This window comes from Enterovirga sp., from assembly GCF_035325185.1.
Classification (GTDB): Bacteria; Pseudomonadota; Alphaproteobacteria; order Rhizobiales; family Beijerinckiaceae; genus Enterovirga.
Map to the genome: position 1 here is coordinate 33,366 of NZ_DAOLAJ010000005.1, position 17,868 is coordinate 51,233.

General features: G+C 69.1%; 17 protein-coding genes. 5 read left to right on the forward strand and 12 right to left on the reverse strand.

The genetic code is table 11. The features are described 5' to 3' along the window. Together PKD06_RS01900 and PKD06_RS01905 are read right to left on the reverse strand one after the other, a co-directional pair. Positions 1–261 (reverse strand): hypothetical protein, encoded by a 261-nt coding sequence (locus tag PKD06_RS01900; RefSeq protein ID WP_324377188.1) that lies wholly within the window; start codon positions 259–261, stop codon positions 1–3. Between the two features lie 78 nt (positions 262–339). Continuing rightward, a complete protein-coding gene (locus PKD06_RS01905; protein ID WP_324377190.1) occupies positions 340–504 on the reverse strand; it encodes a hypothetical protein in 165 nt (54 codons plus the stop codon). 278 nt (positions 505–782) lie between these two features. On the opposite strand from PKD06_RS01905, the gene PKD06_RS01910 reads away from it, so the two are divergent. Continuing rightward, the gene (locus tag PKD06_RS01910) at positions 783–2,120 is read left to right on the forward strand and encodes a cyclopropane-fatty-acyl-phospholipid synthase family protein (protein ID WP_324377192.1); all 1,338 of its coding nucleotides are present in this window, start codon (positions 783–785) and stop codon (positions 2,118–2,120) included. Positions 2,121–2,134: 14 nt separating this feature from the next. Next, positions 2,135–3,403, forward strand: a complete 1,269-nt coding sequence (locus PKD06_RS01915) for an arsenic transporter (protein ID WP_324377257.1) — start codon at positions 2,135–2,137, stop codon at positions 3,401–3,403. Positions 3,404–3,415: 12 nt separating this feature from the next. Here the strand turns inward: PKD06_RS01915 and PKD06_RS01920 are convergent, their stop codons facing one another. The 3 genes from PKD06_RS01920 to PKD06_RS01930 form a co-directional block, all read right to left on the reverse strand. Continuing rightward, positions 3,416–4,021 (reverse strand): TadE/TadG family type IV pilus assembly protein, encoded by a 606-nt coding sequence (locus PKD06_RS01920; RefSeq protein WP_324377194.1) that lies wholly within the window; start codon positions 4,019–4,021, stop codon positions 3,416–3,418. A gap of 15 nt (positions 4,022–4,036) precedes the next feature. Then, positions 4,037–4,636, reverse strand: a complete 600-nt coding sequence (locus PKD06_RS01925) for a TadE/TadG family type IV pilus assembly protein (RefSeq protein WP_324377196.1) — start codon at positions 4,634–4,636, stop codon at positions 4,037–4,039. Between the two features lie 95 nt (positions 4,637–4,731). Further along, on the reverse strand, positions 4,732–5,310 hold the full coding sequence (locus tag PKD06_RS01930; RefSeq protein WP_324377198.1) for a pilus assembly protein N-terminal domain-containing protein: 579 nt from the start codon (positions 5,308–5,310) through the stop codon (positions 4,732–4,734). Between the two features lie 373 nt (positions 5,311–5,683). On the opposite strand from PKD06_RS01930, the gene PKD06_RS01935 reads away from it, so the two are divergent. Continuing rightward, positions 5,684–6,547, forward strand: coding sequence for a DMT family transporter (locus tag PKD06_RS01935; protein WP_324377200.1), 864 nt, complete (start codon positions 5,684–5,686; stop codon positions 6,545–6,547). Between the two features lie 6 nt (positions 6,548–6,553). Here the strand turns inward: PKD06_RS01935 and PKD06_RS01940 are convergent, their stop codons facing one another. From PKD06_RS01940 to cpaB, 7 genes are read right to left on the reverse strand one after another with little or no spacing between them, the layout of a single operon-like run. Then, the gene (locus tag PKD06_RS01940) at positions 6,554–7,522 is read right to left on the reverse strand and encodes a type II secretion system F family protein (RefSeq protein WP_324377202.1); all 969 of its coding nucleotides are present in this window, start codon (positions 7,520–7,522) and stop codon (positions 6,554–6,556) included. A gap of 13 nt (positions 7,523–7,535) precedes the next feature. Next, positions 7,536–8,510, reverse strand: a complete 975-nt coding sequence (locus PKD06_RS01945) for a type II secretion system F family protein (protein ID WP_324377204.1) — start codon at positions 8,508–8,510, stop codon at positions 7,536–7,538. A gap of 37 nt (positions 8,511–8,547) precedes the next feature. Beyond that, on the reverse strand, positions 8,548–9,999 hold the full coding sequence (locus PKD06_RS01950) for a CpaF family protein (protein WP_324377207.1): 1,452 nt from the start codon (positions 9,997–9,999) through the stop codon (positions 8,548–8,550). An 11-nt stretch (positions 10,000–10,010) separates the two neighbouring features. Next, a complete protein-coding gene (locus tag PKD06_RS01955; RefSeq protein WP_324377209.1) occupies positions 10,011–11,255 on the reverse strand; it encodes an AAA family ATPase in 1,245 nt (414 codons plus the stop codon). Positions 11,256–11,288: 33 nt separating this feature from the next. Next, a complete protein-coding gene (locus PKD06_RS01960; protein ID WP_324377211.1) occupies positions 11,289–11,990 on the reverse strand; it encodes a CpaD family pilus assembly protein in 702 nt (233 codons plus the stop codon). A 50-nt stretch (positions 11,991–12,040) separates the two neighbouring features. Then, entirely contained in the window at positions 12,041–13,558 is a 1,518-nt protein-coding gene (locus tag PKD06_RS01965; RefSeq protein WP_324377213.1) for a type II and III secretion system protein family protein, read from the reverse strand. Between the two features lie 24 nt (positions 13,559–13,582). Beyond that, positions 13,583–14,380, reverse strand: a complete 798-nt coding sequence (cpaB, locus tag PKD06_RS01970; RefSeq protein ID WP_324377215.1) for a Flp pilus assembly protein CpaB — start codon at positions 14,378–14,380, stop codon at positions 13,583–13,585. A gap of 247 nt (positions 14,381–14,627) precedes the next feature. Between cpaB and PKD06_RS01975 the strand changes: the two genes are divergently transcribed. Both PKD06_RS01975 and PKD06_RS01980 read left to right on the forward strand, forming a co-directional pair. Continuing rightward, a complete protein-coding gene (locus tag PKD06_RS01975) occupies positions 14,628–16,709 on the forward strand; it encodes a TRAP transporter fused permease subunit (RefSeq protein WP_324377217.1) in 2,082 nt (693 codons plus the stop codon). A 48-nt stretch (positions 16,710–16,757) separates the two neighbouring features. Then, on the forward strand, positions 16,758–17,726 hold the full coding sequence (locus PKD06_RS01980) for a TAXI family TRAP transporter solute-binding subunit (RefSeq protein ID WP_324377219.1): 969 nt from the start codon (positions 16,758–16,760) through the stop codon (positions 17,724–17,726). Positions 17,727–17,868 lie beyond the last annotated feature (142 nt).

Genomic DNA, 17,868 nt, shown 5'->3' on the forward strand with positions numbered 1-17,868 from the left:
TCACTCGGGCGCCCTGCGGCAGCGCCAGGTTCCGTCCGCAGCCTTCGAGAGCTGCCACGTCCTGCCCTCGACGGCATGCTTCCTGGCCGTCCGGTAGGGAGGCACATGGAGCAGGATGTCTTCGCCCTCCATCCGGCATTCGGACATCACGATGGTCCCATCGGAGAATTCGACGAGGCATCCCGGCCCCGGCTCGCCATCCTCCTCGACCGAGACGCGGCTGCCGGGAAATGCGTGGCTATGGGTGAAGACGAAGCGCATCGGATGTCTCCTGCCGCCCGGGGACCGCGTCCGCAGGCGAGCGGCGGCGGGGACAGGAGCTCCGCCTCCCGTCCACGGCTATTTTCCAGCCGTCGCGACCAGGGCGTTGAGGCGGTTGCGATCGAGCTTCCCGCGCGTCTTGGGCTCGGCCTCCGCCGGACGGGGAGCGCCCGCGCTCATCCGCAGCATGCGGTCGATCTCGCCGCGGCGCACGAGCCCCGCCGAATGCCAGCCCGCGATCACCGTCAGACATCCGACCACGAGGCAGGCCATCAGAGAGCGCAGGCCGAGCCTGCGCCATGCCCGGGGGCGGGCGGGCGGCTGGGGGGGGGGGGGCGGCGCTTGGGGGGCGGGGGCTGGGCGGCGGGGCTGGCGGGGCGAGGCCATGCCCGATCCTCCCGCATCGCCCTTAGCGAGCCGATAATGGCGACCGGGCTTCCCGGCGGAATGTGGCCCGCGAGCGATGGACGCGGGCGGGAAGCGATGCGAGATACGGCCGCGACAGACGGGTGCCCCGCATCGTGACGACCGAATCCGAGCCGCGCCTCCAGGCGCTGCGAGCCTTCCTGACCGATCTCGGCCAGTCCCTCCAGGCCGATTTCTCCCTGAAGCTGTGGGACGGCTCGCATGTCCCGCTGGGGCCGGGCGCGCGGGACGATCTCAGCATCGCGATCAACTCGCCGCGGGCGATCACGCGCCTCCTCCGGCGCCCCCGCCTCTCGACCCTGATCGACCTGTCGGCCGAGGGCCTGATCACGATCGAGGGCGGCACGCTGCTCGACATCGCGGCCCGGCGCGGCGGCGCCACCAAGGGCACGCTCAGGAAGGTCGACAAGATGCGCGCCGTGAAGGGGCTCGCTCCCTTCCTCTTCGGCAGCGCGGGGGCGGGCGCCACGAACGCCTACGACAAGGCCCAGACGGCGAAATTCGATGCCGGCCGCGACGACAAGGCCCTGGTCCAGTTCCATTACGACCTCTCGAACGCCTTCTACGCGCTCTTCCTCGACCCGGAGATGGTCTATTCCTGCGCCTATTTCCCGGACTGGGAGGCGGGAATCGAGGAGGCCCAGCAGGCCAAGCTCGAAATGATCTGCCGCAAGCTCCGCCTGCGGCCGGGCGAGCGTTTCCTCGATATCGGCTGCGGCTGGGGCGGGCTCGTCTGCCACGCCGCCCGCCATCACGGCGTCGAGGCGCACGGCGTCACCCTGTCCCAGGCGCAGTTCGATTTCGCGCAGGCCAAGATCCGGCGGCTCGGGCTGGAGGGCCGGGTCACGATCGAGCTGAAGGATTTCCGGGAGCTGACGGGGACCTTCGACAAGATCGCCTCGATCGGCATGTTCGAGCATGTCGGGCTCGCGAACCGGGACGCCTATTACCGGCAGATGCGCGACCTCCTGAGGCCGCGCGGCCTCCTTCTGCACCACGCCATCACGCGCCCGGCCAAGAAGAGCACGCGCGCCTTCCGGCGCAAGCGGCCCGAATATGCGGCCATCGTCAACTACATCTTCCCCGGCAGCGAGCTGGATCATATCGGCGACACCGTGACCTCGCTCGAGCGCAACGGCTTCGAGGTGCACGACGTCGAGGCGTGGCGGGAGCATTACGCCCGCACGACGAGACTCTGGTGCGAGCGCCTCCACGCCGCCCGCGAGGCGGCCGAGGCGGAGGTGGGGCCGGGCAAGCTGCGCCTGTGGCTGCTCTATCTCGCGGGGGTCTCGCTCGGCTTCGAGCGCGGCACGATCGGCATCTACCAGTCCCTGGCCTCGCGCCGCGCCCGCGGCCTGTCCGGGCTGCCCCCGACCCGGGCCGATCTCTACGAGGACGGCCCGGCCCCCCGGGAGGCCCCCGCCGGCGCGTGAGCGTGGCCGTGGATATCCTCTCCCTCCACCTGCGCGCCGATCTCCTCACCTGGTGCATCGCCGGGGCCGCGACGGCCGGGGTGATCCTGCGGCCCTTCCGTTGGCCCGAGGCCGTCTGGGCGATGGCGGGGGCGGCGCTCCTCCTGCTGCTCCGGCTCCTCACGCCCGGCCTCGCCTGGGCGGGCGTCATGAGGGGGCTCGACGTCTATCTCTTCCTGGCCGGCATGATGCTGCTCTCCGAGCTGGCGCGGCGGGAGGGCCTCTTCGACTGGCTGGCAGCGCTCGCGACCGCCGCCGCGAAAGGGTCCGCGACGCGCCTCTTCGCCCTCGTCTATGCGGTCGGGATCCTCGTGACGGCGTTCCTGTCGAACGACGCGACCGCCGTGGTCCTGACGCCGGCCGTCTATGCGGCGGCGAGGGCGGCGCGGGTCGCCGATCCCCTCCCCTATCTCCTCGCCTGCGCCTTCGTCGCCAATGCGGCGAGCTTCGTGCTGCCGATCTCGAACCCCGCCAATCTCGTCGTCTATGGCGGCGGCCGCATGCCGCCCCTGGCCGAATGGCTCGGCACCTTCGCCCTGCCCTCCGCCGCCGCGATCGCGACCACCTATGCCGCGCTCCGCCTCGCCTGCCGCCGCGCCCTCGCGGCGGAGACGATCGCCGCCCATGTCGAGCGGCCGGCGCTCTCGCTCCCCGGCCGGATCGCGGGGATCGCGATCCTTCTCACCACGCTGATCCTGGTCGGCTCCTCCTGGGCGGGGCTCGATCTCGGCCTGCCGACGCTGGCGGCGGGCGGCGCGGCGGCCCTGGTCGTGACCCTCCTGAACCGCGAGGCCCCGACGGCCCTCCTGAAGGGCGTCTCCTGGGGCGTCCTTCCGCTCGTCGCGGGGCTCTTCGTGCTGGTCGAGGCGCTCGACCGGACGGGCGTCGTCGCGCTGCTGGCGGAGGAGCTGCGCCGCGTCGTCCGCACGACGGGCCCGGGAGAAGCCTCGGCCATCCTCGGAAGCCTCGTCGCGCTCGCCACCAATCTCGGCAACAACCTGCCCGTCGGCCTCCTCGCCGCGAGCGCCGTTCAGGAAGCGGGGACACCGCCCCGGATCGCGGCCGCGATCCTCGTCGGCGTCGATCTCGGCCCGAACCTCTCGGTGACCGGCTCCCTCGCCACGATTCTCTGGCTCGCCGCGCTCCGGCGCGAGGGGCTGCGCGTCACGGCCTGGCAGTTCCTGAAGATCGGCCTCGTCGTGATGCCGCCCGCCCTCGTCCTGGCCCTCGCGGTCCTGCGCTGATCTCCACGCCGGTCAGGTCGGACAGACGCCGGGGCTCTGCACCTCCTTCGCGTCCCGGACCGGCCAGGGCAGGGAATCCTGGAGCTGGATGGTGCCCATGATCGTGTAGCCGATATTGGGCGTGTAGGGATATTGCGTCTCGACCAGGATGAAGGAGGAGGTCGAGTCGTTCTGGAAGCTGGGCGGCACCGGGTAGCTCCCGGACCTCTTCTGGAGATCGCCGGCCGCGGGCTTCGCATTCGGGGGCCAGGCGCAGCTCCATTTCACCGTGCCGGTATATCCCGACCCGGACGTCTTCGGCGCGACGCCGATGGAGGTGATCACCATCTGCGTCGTCCCGGCATTGTCGTAGGGCCGCATGACGGCCACCGTGGCGCCGAAGATGCTCTTCAGGTCGGAGGTGGTGAGGGTCCCCGAACGGGTCGTCAGGTCCGCGAGCGTCCGCGTCGCGAGCGTCAGCTTGCGCTTGATGGACAGCCCGGGCTGCACCTCGTTCAGGCCGAGATAGAAGGCGATCAGGACCGGCAGGACCAGCGCGAACTCGACGGCCGCGACGCCGCGCGCATCGCGCAGGAGGCGCCGGAGACGGCCGGCCGGCCGGGGGGAGGACGTGTTCATCGCGCGATCCTCGATTCAGTAGGGTTCCGCCATGAAGGCCGCCGTCGAGATGAGGAGCCTGTTGCCGTTGGCGAGCGTTCCGAGCGAGAGGGGGGGGAAGAAGGTCTTGTACTGCGTCGAGGCCGTGACGAGGCCGATCTGCTTGGCGCCGATCGTCTGGTAGCCGTAGGAGGAGGCGTCGTATTCCTTCTGCGCGTTGACGGGATTGAGCATCGTCGCCGAGCCGAATGCGTCGATGCCGCAGGTATCCGCGGTGCTGCCGGTGCAGATGGGGCGCACGTCCACGTCGATGCTGCCGCAATCGACGAGGGAGCCGACCTCCGCGCAGATCGCCTTCTGCACCTTCGTCCGAAGATCCTTGCTCGACAGGCCCGCATTCGAGGCGCTGCTCTGGAACTCGCCCGTATAGATCTTGCGCGCGGCGGTCGCGACGGCGTGATCGAGCACCTCGCTCGTCCACATCACCATCGCCACCTCCACCGTGGCGAGGAGAGCGAAGAGAAACGGACCGGCGACCAGGGCGAACTCGATGGCCGTCGCCCCCTCCTGCCCCTTTCGGAACCGGGCGAAAACCGGGGCCGGACGGCGCCCCGCCCCTTTTGCTCTGATCCTCATCGCTCGCGCCTCGCGGCTGGCGGCCACAGATCGGCCGCCATCGGAGATAGCGCGAAAAGTTTTCCCGTTGGTTGAGGCGATCCCCGGCTTTCGCCCTATCGCGAGACGGCGAACTGGTTGTGCGAGTCCGCCTGCCCGCGTGCGTCGTCAAAATAGGTCTTGTCGTCTCCGAGATTGACCGAGGGCTGGCAGACCGGATTGCAGGAATAGGAATAGCGCCGATCCGCCTTCTGGAGGATCACGAGCCCGTCGGTCTGCGCGACCACGTTGACGAGGGATTCGGCCAGCATGTTGCCCGCCGCGTCGAGGGCGATGAGATTCGTGGCGCCGTAGCTCTTGCCGGTCACGACCACGATTCCGTTCTTCTGCACCGAGAGGTCGGCGATGGCGGGATTGCCGACGATCACCGTCTGGACCCGCTCCGGCAGCCGGATCACCTTGGCCCGGTTGATCGTGACGAAGAGCCCGCCGCGCTCGACCGCGGCCGCCGGCGGCGCGGACGATGCGGAGGGAGCCGGAGCCTCGGCGGGCGGCGCGGACTCGGTGCCGGCCGAAGCGGGGAGCGGAGCCGGAACGCCATGCACGAGGCGGACGCCGTCGCGGGCGGCGGCTGAGCCTGCCGCGAGAGCGAGGACCAAGGCTGCCGAGAAGGCCGTCGGAATCTGGGGGCGCATGTGGAACCCAAGCGAGCGCTGATGCCCCGACCATGCCGCGAATTTGGTGAATATTCGGCTAAGAGACCGTTTGAGAACTCGGCGGCTGAGGTCCGGCGAGGGATTTTTTCGTCCCGCAGGGAGCCGTCCTTGCCGATATGAAATCATATCGGCAAGGACGGCGACGCGGCGGGGCGGAAAAAGGCCCGGCGGACCGACCCGTCCGACGTTCTCAAACGGTCTCTAACCTCGTCTTTTCGGTTGAATGCCGTCCGGGACAGCGGCCGTGCGGGCCGGGCGCGTCTTGACTCGGCCGCCCCTCCGGGCTCGTCGGTGGCGGATGGGGGCGAAGGCAGATTCGGCAAGCCGGACGGGCGGCGGCGGTCATCTCGGGATGGCGGTCCTGTGGATGACGGGCGCGCTCCTGTCCTTCTCGATCTCCGCCGTCTCCATCCGCGAATTGGCGAGAACCCTCTCGATCTTCGAGGCCCTGAGCCTGCGCTCGCTGTTCGGGGTCCTCGCGATTCTCGCGATCGCCCTCCCCGGCCCGGGAGGATTGCGGCAGCTGGTCCTGCGGCGCGCGAGGCTTCAGCTCTTCCGCAACGGCGTGCACTGGATCGGACAGGCGACCTGGGCCTACGGCGTCACGATGCTGCCGCTCGCGACGGTCTTCGCAATCGAGTTCACGGCGCCGATCTGGGTGACGCCGCTCGCCGTCGTCTTCCTGGGCGAGCGCATCTCGGCCGCACGGATCGGCGCCGTCGCGCTCGGCGTCGCGGGCGTGCTGATCATCCTGCGCCCCGGCTACCTGCCGCTCGACGGGGCGACCTTCGCGGTCCTGCTCGCGGCCGTGTCCTTCGCCGCGACCGCGGTCGCGACCAAGCGGCTCACGGCGAGCGAGACGACGCTCGCCATCCTGTTCTGGATGAACCTGTTCCAGCTTCCGCTGAACCTCGCCTGGTGCGATCCGGCCTTCCCGCTGCGGATCGTCCCGGGGCAGATCCCGGCCGTTCTGGGCGTATGCGTCTCCGGCCTCTCGTCGCATTTCTGCCTGACGCAGGCGTTCCGCAACGCGGATGCGACGCTCGTCGTCCCGATGGACTTCCTGCGCGTTCCGCTGATCGCGCTGGTCGGCTGGCGCTTCTACGGCGAGCCGCTCGACCCGGTCGTCTTCCTCGGCGCGGCGACGGTCGTCGCCGGCGTCACCTGGAACCTCCTGGCCGCCTCGCGCCCGGCGCGCGGAGAGGGCGCCCGCTGATCCCGCTCACTTGAGGGCCATGATCTGGATGATGGCCGGCGTCATGATCACGACGAAGAGGACCGGCAGGAAGAACAGGATCATCGGCACGGTCAGCTTCGGCGGCAGGCCGGCGGCCTTCTTCTCCGCCTCCATCATGCGCGTGTCGCGGCTCTCCTGGGCGAGGACGCGCAAGGCCGTGCCGAGCGGGGTGCCGTAGCGCTCCGCCTGGATGAGGGCGGTCGTGATCGACTTCACCGGCTCGAGGCCCGTGCGCTTGGCGAGGTTCTCGTAGGCGACGCGGCGCTCGGGCAGGTAGGACAATTCGGCCGTGGTGAGGGTCAGCTCCTCGGCCAGCGCGACCGATTGCGCGCCGACCTCCTCGCCGACGCGGCGGAAAGCCTGCTCGATCGACATGCCCGCCTCGACGCAGATCAGCAGGAGGTCGAGCGAATCGGGCCAGGCGCGGCGGATCGAGAGCTGGCGCTTGTCGGTGACGTTCTTCAGGAACAGCTCGGGCACCTTGATGCCGAGATAGGTGCAGCCCAGGACGCAGGCGAGGCGCATGGTGACGCTCAGGCCGAAATCCTTCACCAGGAACAGATAGGCGCCCCCCGCAAGGGCGCAGGCGAGGGGGCTGACGAGACGGAAGAACAGGAAGGTCACCTCGGCGCCGCTGCCGCGATAGCCCGCCATGACGAGCTTGCTCTTCGCCGTCTCGGTGCCGAGCCAGTCGCCGAGCTTGAAGCGCTCGACGACGGCCTTCATGTAGGCTTTCGGCGTCTGGCGGAGGACGACCTTCCTCTCGACCAGCCGCTCGCGCTCGCGCTGGCGGATCTTCTCGCGTTCCTCGCCGACCGCCTTCATGCGGCGCCCGAGCGTGTCGCCCTCCACGAGCGGGAGGGCGAGCGTGAGCACGGTCGCGCCGGCGGCTACGGCCGCCAGCAGAGCGGCCATGAATTGCGGATCGATGAGCTTGAGCAGAAGCTCGGACATGCCGCCCGCCTCCTCACATGTCGAAATTGATCATCCTGCGCATGACCGCGACGCCGATCGACATCCAGACGGCGCAAAGGACGAGCGCGACCTTGCCGGGATTGGTGATCCACAGGAGCTCGATATATTTCGGGCTCGACAGATAGGTCAGGACCGCCACCGTGGGGGGCAGGCAGGCGATGATGGCGGCGGAGGCTTTCGCCTCCTGGCTCATGGCCTGGATCTTTCCCTTCATCTTCTTGCGCTCGCGCAGGACGCGCGACAGGTTGCCGAGCGATTCCGACAGGTTGCCGCCGGCCTTGGCCTGGATCGAGATGACGATGGCGAAGAAGTTCGATTCCGGCACCGGCACCCGCTCGTAGAGCTTGCTGATCGCGTCCGCGATCGACAGGCCGAGCGATTGCTGCTCGACGATGGCCCTGAATTCCGAGCGCACCGGCTCCTGCGCCTCGGAGGCGATCATGCGGATGCAGTCGTTGAGCGGCAGGCCCGACTTGATGCCGCGCACGATGATGTCCATCGCGTTCGGCAGCTCCTCGAGATATTTCGCGATGCGCCGCGCCTTCAGGAAGCGGAGCAGCCAGCGCGGGAGCCCGAAGGCGCCGGCGAAGAAGCCGAAGGCCCCCATCAGGGGACTTCCCGTGAGCGCCGTCACGAGCAGCCCCAGGACCAGCCCGGCGGCGACGCTGACGAGAAGGAATTTCCGCTTCGACCATTTCAGGCCGGCCTGGACGATGCGGCCTTCCAGGGTCACCTTGTGGCGGCTCTTCTCGCGCCGCTCGAGATCCCTGAGGCTCTGCGCGACCTGGTCGCGCCGGCTGAGCCCCGAGCTGCGCTCGGCGCGGCGGGCGCCCTTGGTCTCGACGAGCGCCTTCTGGCGCTTCTCCGCGCGCACCTCCCCGTTGAGAAGGGGATAGAGGAGCGCATAGGCGAGCCCGCCCGCCGCCCCGGCGGCCAGGATCACCGCCGCGATCATCGTCAGATCCATGACGGAGGCTCCCTTTCGGACAGGCGCGCCGCGCCGTTCATGCCACCTTCCCGCGTCCGGCGGTCTCCATCGCGTCGAGCGCCGCCGCGAGCCGCCCCTCCTCGTTGAAGTAGCGTGCCCGCTCCCAGAATCGCGGCCGGCCGAGGCCGGTCGAGCGGTGCACGCCCGTCAGCCGCCCGGCAGCGTCCTCCCCGAGGATGTCGTAGGTGACGATGTCCTGGGTGGTGATGACGTCGCCCTCCATCCCCACCACCTCGGTGATGTGGGTGATGCGGCGCGAGCCGTCGCGCAGGCGCGCCGCCTGCACGATCACGTCCACCGAGGTGGCGATCATCTCCTTGATGGTGCGCGAGGGGAGCGAGAAGCCGCCCATGGTGATGAGCGATTCCAGGCGCGAGAGGCATTCGCGCGGCGAGTTCGAGTGCACCGTGCCCATCGAGCCGTCATGGCCCGTATTCATCGCCTGGAGCAGGTCGAAGGCTTCCGGCCCGCGCACCTCGCCGACGATGATCCGCTCGGGACGCATGCGCAGGCAGTTGCGCACGAGGTCGCGCATGGTGACCTGCCCCTGCCCCTCGAGATTCGGGGGGCGCGTCTCGAGGCGCACCACGTGCGGCTGCTGGAGCTGCAGCTCGGCGGCGTCCTCGCAGGTGATGATGCGCTCGTCCGCCTCGATATAGCGGGTGAGGCAGTTGAGCAGCGTCGTCTTGCCCGAGCCCGTGCCGCCCGAGATGACGACGTTGCAGCGCACCTTGCCGATGATCTGGAGGATCGTCGCGCCTTCCGGCGAGATGGCGCCGAAGCGCACGAGCTGCTCCAGCGTCAGCTTGTCCTTCTTGAACTTGCGGATGGTGAGGGTGGGCCCGTCGATCGCGAGCGGGGGCGCGATCACGTTGACGCGCGAGCCGTCCGGCAGGCGCGCGTCGCAGATGGGCGAGGATTCGTCGACGCGCCGGCCGACCTGGCTGACGATCCGCTGGCAGATGTTCATCAGCTGCCCGTTGTCGCGGAAGCGCACGTTGGTGAGCTGGATCTTGCCGGCCACCTCGATATAGGTGTTGCCCGCGCCGTTGACCATGATGTCGGCGATGTCGTCGCGCGAGAGCAGCGGCTCGAGGGGACCGTATCCGAGCACGTCGTTGCAGATGCCGTCGAGCAGCTCCTCCTGCTCGGCGATCGACATCACGACGTTCTTGATCGCCACGATCTCGTTGACGATGTCCCGGATCTCGTCGCGCGCCGATTCGGGATCGAGCCGCGCGAGCTGGGCGAGGTCGATGGCCTCGATCAGCGCGCCGAACACCATGCTCTTGGTGGCGTGGTAGGCGTCCGACTTGCGCTTGTCGTGCGCGACGACCTCCTCCGCCGGCGCCGCGGAATGCCTCTCCCGGCCGGGCTCGACATGGACCGGAGCCGAGGGACCCTGGGAGGGAGCCTGGTCCCGCTTCGGGGGCGTGGGAGCGGAGGGGCTTGAGCGCTTTCCGAACATGCTTGCGATCCTCAGGACGCCTTGCGCCGCCCGAGCCGGGCCATCAGCGGCTCGAACAGGCTCGCGCGGCCGCGCTTCGGCTCGGCCTTGCCGGTGAGGAGCGAGGCGAGCGAGACGAAGATCTCGGCATGTTTCGATCCCGCCTGCACCTCGGCGATCATCTGCCCGTTATTGGCGGCCGTGCCGAAGAGGGCCGCGTCGTGCGGCAGCACCGCGGCGAACTCGACCCCCAGCGCCTTGGCGAACTCGGCCGGCGCGATCTCGGGCCGCTTCGGCAGCCCGACCGCGTTCAGCACCACGCGCGGGGCCGCGTCGTTGGGGCGGTTGGCCCGCAGCCCGTCGAGCAGGTTCTTCGTGTTGCGCAGGGAGGCGAGGTCGGGCGTCGCCACGATCACGATCTCGTCCGAGGAGACGAGCAGGCGCCGCGACCAGGCCGTCCAGACATGCGGCAGGTCGAGCACGATGGTCGGGGTCGAGGCGCGCAGGATGTCGATCAGGGCGTCGACCGCCGTCTCGGTCAGGTCGGTGGTGCGGTCGAGCACGGCCGGGGCGACCAGCAGCGAGAGATGGTCGGAGCATTTAGAGAGCAGCCGGTCGACGAGGTTCGCATCGAGCCGGTCGGGCGCGAAGATCGCCTCGGCGATGCTCTGCGGAGGGTCCTGGTTGAAATCGAGCCCGGCCGTCCCGAAGGCGATGTCGAGATCGACGATCAGGGTCTGGCTCTTCAGGTTGCGCGAGATCGCCCAGCCGACGTTGTGCGCGACGGTCGAGGAGCCCGCGCCCCCTTTCGCCGCGGCGACGGCGATCGTGCGCCCGAGGGGCTCGGCGCCCGGCGTCGTGTACAGTTCCGAGACGGCGCGCACGAAGTCGAGCAGGCTGATGGGGGCGATGAGGTATTCGCTCACCCCCCGCCGCGTCAGCTCGCGATAGAGCAGGACATCGTTGACGTGGCCGATCACCAGCACCTTCGTGCCGGCGTCGCAGACCGAGGCGAGCTGGTCGAGCGACTCGAGGATCGAGCCCGAATCCGTCTGGAATTCCAGGACGACGATATTCGGGGTCGGCGCCTGGCGGAACGCCTCGAGGGCGGCGGCGGCTCCCCCCATCTGCACCTTCACATGCGCCTTCTGCATGCGCCGGTCGCGGGAGGCGGCCTCGATCGTCTCGGCCACCACGGCGCTGACGCAGAATGCCTGGAGCGTCACGCGTGGCACGGGGGCGATGATCTCGCCGGCGGGGTCGGTTTCGTCAGACATGGCGCTCCATTCCCCTCTGCTGTCCTTGGGGGCTCACTGGCCGATGCCTTGGGCGACGCTCGCAGCCTCGGTCCGCCACATGGTGGAGGGGTCCTTGCCCTTGCGGAGCTGGTCGAAATTGTACATCCGCCGCAGCGTGTCCGGCCGGCTTTCCTGGCGGCCGCGGACGAGGTCGACGGGATCGGCGACCTGCGAGGCGAGGTTCGCCTGCGAGGCACAGCCGAAATTGTAATATTGCTCGTTGCGCCAGGACTGCCTGGCATCCGACACGCCGAGATCGTCCGGCCACAGGCCGCATTGCGAGCCGACCTTCGCCTGAAGGCGGCGGAAGCTCAGGCGAATGGGAGAGGCGACGTTCGGATCGGCGGGCTGGTAGGTCGTGATGGCGAGCCTGCCGCCGGCATAGGAGCGCAGCGTCTCGACGGCCCGGCGCGTCGCCGGGTTCGTGCCGTAGCCGTGCGGCACCTGCGCCATCATCACGCCGGTCCCGTGCTTGGCGTATTCCGCGAAGAAGGCGCCGATATCCTGGCGCTCGCGGCTCACGAGCCCGCCCGGGCCGCCGACGAAGACGTCGAGGACGCGCGGGCGGTCCGCCAGCACGATCGGGTGCCGGTCCCGATAGTCGCTCGGATAGATCGAGCCGGTGATCTGCTCCTGGCTCTGGCAGGCCGCGAGGGCGGGCACGCAGAGGGCCAGGGCCGCGAGGGCGGGAATGCGGGGGGGCGAGGCTTTCATCTGGCTCTCCGGCGGCGCGGTCGGGGCGCCCGCTGTCGGTGTCGTTGCGGTCAGTCGGTGATGAAGCCGAAGCGGCCGGGCATCTGGCGTCCGCGGCCGGGGCCGGAGGTGCCGTAGAGGCGGTTGAGGCGGCCCATCAGCAAAGCCTGCGGATCGCTCGAATCCTGGAAGCCGTCATCGGGACGGGCGACCTGGGCGGCCTCCTGGGGCTTCGCGAGATAGGGCGTCACCATGATCATCAGCTCGCTATCCTGGCGCTGGAAGTCCCGCGAGCGGAACAGGGCGCCGAGGACGGGCAGGTTGATGAGGCCCGGGATGCCCGTCAGCGTCTGGGTGGTCTGCGACTGGATCAGCCCGGCCGTCACCATCGTGCCGCCCGAGGGCAGCTCGACCGTGGTCGAGGTCTTGCGGGTCTTGAAGCCGACATTGCCGTTGACCATCGTCTCCTTGTCGAGCTCGTTGACCTCCGTCGACACGCGCAGGCTGATCCGGCCCGGCGAGAGGGCGATGGGCGTGAAGGCGAGAGCGACGCCGTAGGGCTTGTAGGTCACGGTCGGGGGGCAGTACTGGCCCGTCGGGCAGGTCGCCGTGACGACGATCGGAATCTCGCCGCCGGCATGGAAGGTGGCCGATTCGCCCGAGATCGCGACGAGGGTCGGCTCCGCCAGGACCCGCGAGACGCCGGCCTTCTCGAGCGCCTGCAAGGTGCCGCCGATATTGGCGTTCTTGTTGATCCCGGCCTGTCCCTGGAAATTCAGGCCGCCCGAGCTGTCCCGCCCGGCCAGGATGCCGGTCGCGAAGCCGACCAGCCCCGAGGCCGGGTTGGCCATGGCGACGGCGCCGTCCTTGGCCGCATCCAGCACGTTCCAGTTGCCGCCGACATTGATGCCGAGCTGCTTGATGGCGGTGCGCTGCATCTCGACCACCGTGACCTTGATCATCACCTGGTCGCGCTCGGCGATGGTCAGGGCGTTGATGACGAGGCCGGTCGAGGCCCCGGCCCCGCCGGAGGTCGAGGAGGGGGCGCCTCCGCCTCCCCCGATCGTGCTCATCCCGACGAAGGCGCGGGCGATGTCGGCGGCCTGCTGGGCGTCGCCCGCCGTCTGCACCGTGCCCGTGAGCAGGATGGAATCGCCCGCGGGGCGGACGTCGATGCGGGCGGTCGGGATCGCGCGCTGGAGCGTCTGGCGGAGAGGGTTCAGGTCGCGCCCGACCGTGACCTCGAAGGCGGCGATCTGGCGGCCTTCCGCGTCGGTCGCGATGACGGAGGTGCCGCCGCCGGCGACGCCGATCAGGAACATCTTGCGGGCGGAGCGCACCACCGCGTTGGCGACGGCCGGATTGGCGACGAAGACCTCCTTGGCGTCGCGCGGCAGCTCGATGATCACCGAGCGGCCGACCGAGAGGTCGATGCGCCGCGCGCCGTCGACCTCGGTGCCGGCATTGCGGGGATAGGCACCGTAGGGGGCCGCATCCGCCGGGATGGCGCCCGCCGGCAGGAGGGCGAAGGCCGCAAGGCCGGCCCGCAGGCAGCCTGCGAGCGAGGAGCGGGACCGGAGCATCTTCATGGGGCCGTTTCCCTTATCGTCCGGTCAGCGCCGCGCGGCCTGACGAGCGACGCCGTAGCGCACGAGGGTGATGGAGGGGTCGTCCTTGGAGGCCGTCTCGTCGGCCTGGGCGGGATTCGCATCGGCGAGGCTGCGCAGCGCGAGCGACAGCGAGCCCGTCTTCTGGGCGAGCGCGAGGGTCTCGGCCTGGCTCGGCGAGACTTCGAGCGTCGCGGTATCGCCGATGACGACCTTCTCGCCGTTCTTGTCCTGCACGTTCTGGCCGATGGCGAGGACGCGGATGTTGCGCAGGATCGTCTCGGTGGTCTGCGAGTCGCCGGCGCCCTTGGGGCCGTCCTCCTCGCGATAGGTCTTCATGATGTCGACGCGGTCGTTGGGCAGGACGAAGCCGCCGGCCGAGGACGAACCGGTCCGGTCGATCGTGATCGCCACGGCCCGCATCCCGGAGGGCAGGATCGCCGACATGAAGGCGTTGGAATTGGCCCGCACCAGCTTCTCGCGCCGCACCGGCTCGCCCGCGAAGAGGGCGATGCGGACGATGGCGCCGTCGAATTCCTGGATGCCGCCGGGCAGATCGGCCTGGGTCAGCGCCCCGCCCGGGACGTAGTCGGCCGGCCAGGGCTGCCAGCGCAGCTGGCCCGGCTTGATCGTGCTGCCGATCGGAAGCTCCGCCGTCGTGACGAGCACGTCCGTTGTCTGGACGGAGGCTTTCCGCTCGACCATGACCGGCGCGGGCGCCCGTCCCGACCGGGCCATCAGCAGGGCGGCCCCGCAGGCCGCGAGGCCCGCAATGCCAAGGACGATGAGACGGGCAGGTTTCATAGGGAGCGTCCGACGCAGACTCTTCTCGTTGGACATTGGCGGCCAATGGTCAAAACATGGTTAATTGAACCTGTCCGCGGCCGCATATCTTCGACGGATCGTTAATCTTGATGCGCGTTAAGTATTTTCGAGCATTGGCCCGGGCCGCCTCGACCGAAGGCGGAAGCGGCGGGTATGCTCCCTCCTCCCATCGTCGGACGGACGGGCCGGCTTCGCCGTGTTAACCAGCAGGCAGGGAGGAGCGCCGATGACGCAAGCGAGGGAGCCGGATTTCGAGGCCAAGGCGCTCCGCATCGGCCAGGGCGACGCCGCCGCCCCCCCGGACGAATCGGACGCCATCTCGAACGAGGCCCTCAGGAAGGCCGAGGAATTCATCGAGCAGGAAGAAGGGGCGACGAACCGCCTCGCCGGCTGGGGCGCCCGCATCGTCACGACCATCGCCGTGACGATGAGCCTCTTCCATCTCTATGCGGCCTACTGGATCGTCCCGACCCAGGAGCTGCGCTACACGCACGTCGCCTTCGTCCTGCTGCTCTCCTACCTGCTCTTCCCCGTCGCGGCGCGCTTCCGCAACCGGATCGCGTGGTGGGACGTGATGCTCGGCCTCGCGGCCGTCGCCATCATCGGCTACGCGCTCTGGGGGGGCGAGGATTTCACCGACCGCGCCACGGTGCCGGACCGGCTCGACGTCGTCCTCGGCGTCGCCTTCATCGTGATCCTGCTCGAGGCGACGCGGCGCACGACCGGGCTGATCATGCCGGTCGTCTCGCTCTTCTTCATCGCCTATGCGATGCTCGGCCCCCACCTGCCGCCGCCCTGGACCCATCACGGCTACACGCTCACCCGCATCGTCGGTCACCTCTTCATCACGCTGGAGGGCATCTTCGGCGTCGCGGTGGACGTCTCGGCGACGCTGATCGTGCTGTTCACGATCTACGGCGCGTTCCTGCAGCATTCGGGGGCGGGGAAGTTCTTCATCGACTTCTCGCTCGCGCTGATGCGGGGCAAGGCCAATGCGCCGGGCCGGACGGTGGTGCTCTCCTCCTTCCTGCTCGGCGGCCCCTCGGGCTCGGGCGTCGCGACGACGGTGATGATCGGCACCGTCGCCTATCCGATGATGAAGAAGGCCGGCTTCTCGGCCAATGCGGCCGGCGGATTGCTGGCGGCGGGCGGGCTCGGGGCGATCCTCTCGCCCCCGGTGCTGGGCGCCGCCGCCTTCCTGATCGCCGAGTTCCTGAAGCTCTCCTATCTCGACGTCATCTGGATGGCGACGATCCCGACCATCCTCTATTACCTCTCGCTGCTCTTCATGGTGGAACTCGACGCCAAGCGCTTCGGCGCCAAGGAGATCGAGTACGAGCAGGAGCTGTCGACCGGCGCGATGCTGCGCCGCTACGGCTTCCATTTCCTCTCGCTGCTCGCCGTGGTCGGCTTCATGGTCTGGGGCTATTCGCCCCAGCTCTCGGTCTTCTACGCGGTGCTGGTCACCACGGCCCTGTCCTTCCTGCGCCCGGAATGCGCGCTGGTCACCTTCAGGCCGAAGCTCGATCCGACGCGGCTCGTCAAGGCGCTGTCGGACGGCGCCGTCGGCGTGCTGAGCGCCGCCACGACCTGCGCCTCCGCCGGCATCGTCGTCGGCATCGTGACCCTGACCGGGCTCGGGCTGAAGTTCTCCTCGATCGTGATCTCCTATGCGGGGGGCTCGCTGCTCCTGACGGCGATCTATACCGCGCTGATCGTCTGGGTGATCGGGCTCGCGGTGCCGGTGACGGCCTCCTACATCATCTGCGCGGTGATCGCCGCGCCGGCCCTGACGCATCTCGGCGTGCCGGACTACGCCGCGCATATGTTCATCTTCTATTATGCGGTGCTGTCGGAGGTCTCGCCGCCGACCGCGCTCTCGCCCTTCGCCGCGGCGGCCATCACCGGCGGCGATCCCTATGCGACGACGCTGCAAAGCTGGAAATACACGCTGCCGGCCTTCCTCGTGCCCTTCGTCTTCGTGCTCGACCCGGACGGGGTCGGCCTCCTGCTGAAGATGCCCAAGGACGGCACGGTCTGGTCGATCATCTGGATCACGATCAAGACCGGGCTCGGCCTCGCGGCGCTCGCGGCCTGTGCGCAGGGCTGGGCCTTGCGCCGGACGGTCCTCTGGGAGCGCGTGGCGCTCGGGATCTCCGGCCTGTTCCTGGTCTTCCCGAGCCTGCTCGAGGCCATCGCCGAAGCCATCGTCGGCCGCGACATCGCCTATACCTGGGCCGTGGGCATCGTGCTCGCCGCGCTCGTGCTGCTGGCGCAGCGGGCGAGGCGCGGCGAGGCGGCGGCATGAGGGGCGCCCCCGCCCGCGATCCAATCAACTGAAAGGGAGAAACACCAGATGAAGAGACGCACCCTCCTCGGCCTCGGGGCCGCCATCATCGCCGCCCCGCGCGGCATCGGGGCCGCGCTCGCGCAGCAGAAGACCATTGCGATCGGCACGGGCGGCACGGGCGGCGTCTATTATCCCCTGGGCGGCGCGGTCGCGAACGTGCTCTCGAAGAAGCTGCCGGGCGTGCAGGCGACGGCCGAGGTCACGGGCGGCTCGGTCGACAACCTCAAGCTCATCGCCTCCGGCCAGAGCGAGATCGGCTTCACCATGGCCGATGCGGCGCTCGACGCGCAGGAAGGCAAGGACAAGTTCAAATCCGGCAAGGTGCCGCTGCGCACGCTCCTCGTCCTCTATCCCAACCGCATGCATGTCGTGACGGTCGAGGGCCGGGGCATCGAGAAGATGAGCGACCTCAAGGGCAAGCGCGTCTCGACCGGCTCCCCCGGCTCGGCCACCGAGGTCATGGCCTTCCGCGTGATCGAGGCGGCGGGGCTCGACAAGGACAAGGACATGAAGCGCGAGCGCCTCTCGGTCGCCGAGAGCGTGAACGCCATCAAGGACGGCAAGATCGATGCCTTCTTCTGGGTCGGCGGCATTCCGACGGCAGGCGTCACCGACCTCGCCGCGACGCCCGGCACCAAGATCAAGTTCATCGACCATGCCGATCTCGCCGAGAAGATGAACGCCAAATACGGCAAGCTCTACTCGCCCTCGGTCATCCCGAAGGGCACCTATCCGGGCATGGATGCCGACAACAAGAACACCGAGGTCTGGAACATCCTGGTCACGGGCGACAAGATGTCGGACGAGGACGCCTATGCCATCGTCAAGACCCTGGTCGAGAACAAGGACGACCTCGTCGCCGTGCACAAGGAGGCCGCCGCCTTCTCGCTCGACAACCAGGTGCAGTCCCGCTCCCCGATCCCCTTCCATCCCGGCGCGCTGAAATATTTCAAGGAACGGGGCGTGAAGGAATAAGCTGCCCATCCAGGCGCCGGCGGGAGAGCTTCGGACCTCCCGCCGGAACGCGTTTTCTTCGCGCGAGCCGGATCCTCCGTCACACGAAAATGCTCTAACGTGCCGACACGGCATCGGAGAAGGGATGCGTCCCTTCCGAAGG

What these genes read in the sequence shown, in the direction of transcription:
- PKD06_RS01945 (WP_324377204.1), bottom strand. Translation starts at nt 8,510, where the DNA reads ATGGATCTGACGATGATCGCGGCGGTGATCCTGGCCGCCGGGGCGGCG.
- PKD06_RS01940 (WP_324377202.1), bottom strand. Translation starts at nt 7,522, where the DNA reads ATGTCCGAGCTTCTGCTCAAGCTCATCGATCCGCAATTCATGGCCGCT.
- PKD06_RS01960 (WP_324377211.1), bottom strand. Translation starts at nt 11,990, where the DNA reads ATGAAAGCCTCGCCCCCCCGCATTCCCGCCCTCGCGGCCCTGGCCCTC.
- PKD06_RS01900 (WP_324377188.1), bottom strand. Translation starts at nt 261, where the DNA reads ATGCGCTTCGTCTTCACCCATAGCCACGCATTTCCCGGCAGCCGCGTC.
- PKD06_RS01980 (WP_324377219.1), top strand. Translation starts at nt 16,758, where the DNA reads ATGAAGAGACGCACCCTCCTCGGCCTCGGGGCCGCCATCATCGCCGCC.
- PKD06_RS01975 (WP_324377217.1), top strand. Translation starts at nt 14,628, where the DNA reads ATGACGCAAGCGAGGGAGCCGGATTTCGAGGCCAAGGCGCTCCGCATC.
- PKD06_RS01930 (WP_324377198.1), bottom strand. Translation starts at nt 5,310, where the DNA reads ATGCGCCCCCAGATTCCGACGGCCTTCTCGGCAGCCTTGGTCCTCGCT.
- PKD06_RS01965 (WP_324377213.1), bottom strand. Translation starts at nt 13,558, where the DNA reads ATGAAGATGCTCCGGTCCCGCTCCTCGCTCGCAGGCTGCCTGCGGGCC.
- PKD06_RS01950 (WP_324377207.1), bottom strand. Translation starts at nt 9,999, where the DNA reads ATGTTCGGAAAGCGCTCAAGCCCCTCCGCTCCCACGCCCCCGAAGCGG.
- PKD06_RS01955 (WP_324377209.1), bottom strand. Translation starts at nt 11,255, where the DNA reads ATGTCTGACGAAACCGACCCCGCCGGCGAGATCATCGCCCCCGTGCCA.
- PKD06_RS01920 (WP_324377194.1), bottom strand. Translation starts at nt 4,021, where the DNA reads ATGAACACGTCCTCCCCCCGGCCGGCCGGCCGTCTCCGGCGCCTCCTG.
- PKD06_RS01935 (WP_324377200.1), top strand. Translation starts at nt 5,684, where the DNA reads ATGGCGGTCCTGTGGATGACGGGCGCGCTCCTGTCCTTCTCGATCTCC.
- PKD06_RS01925 (WP_324377196.1), bottom strand. Translation starts at nt 4,636, where the DNA reads ATGAGGATCAGAGCAAAAGGGGCGGGGCGCCGTCCGGCCCCGGTTTTC.
- cpaB (WP_324377215.1), bottom strand. Translation starts at nt 14,380, where the DNA reads ATGAAACCTGCCCGTCTCATCGTCCTTGGCATTGCGGGCCTCGCGGCC.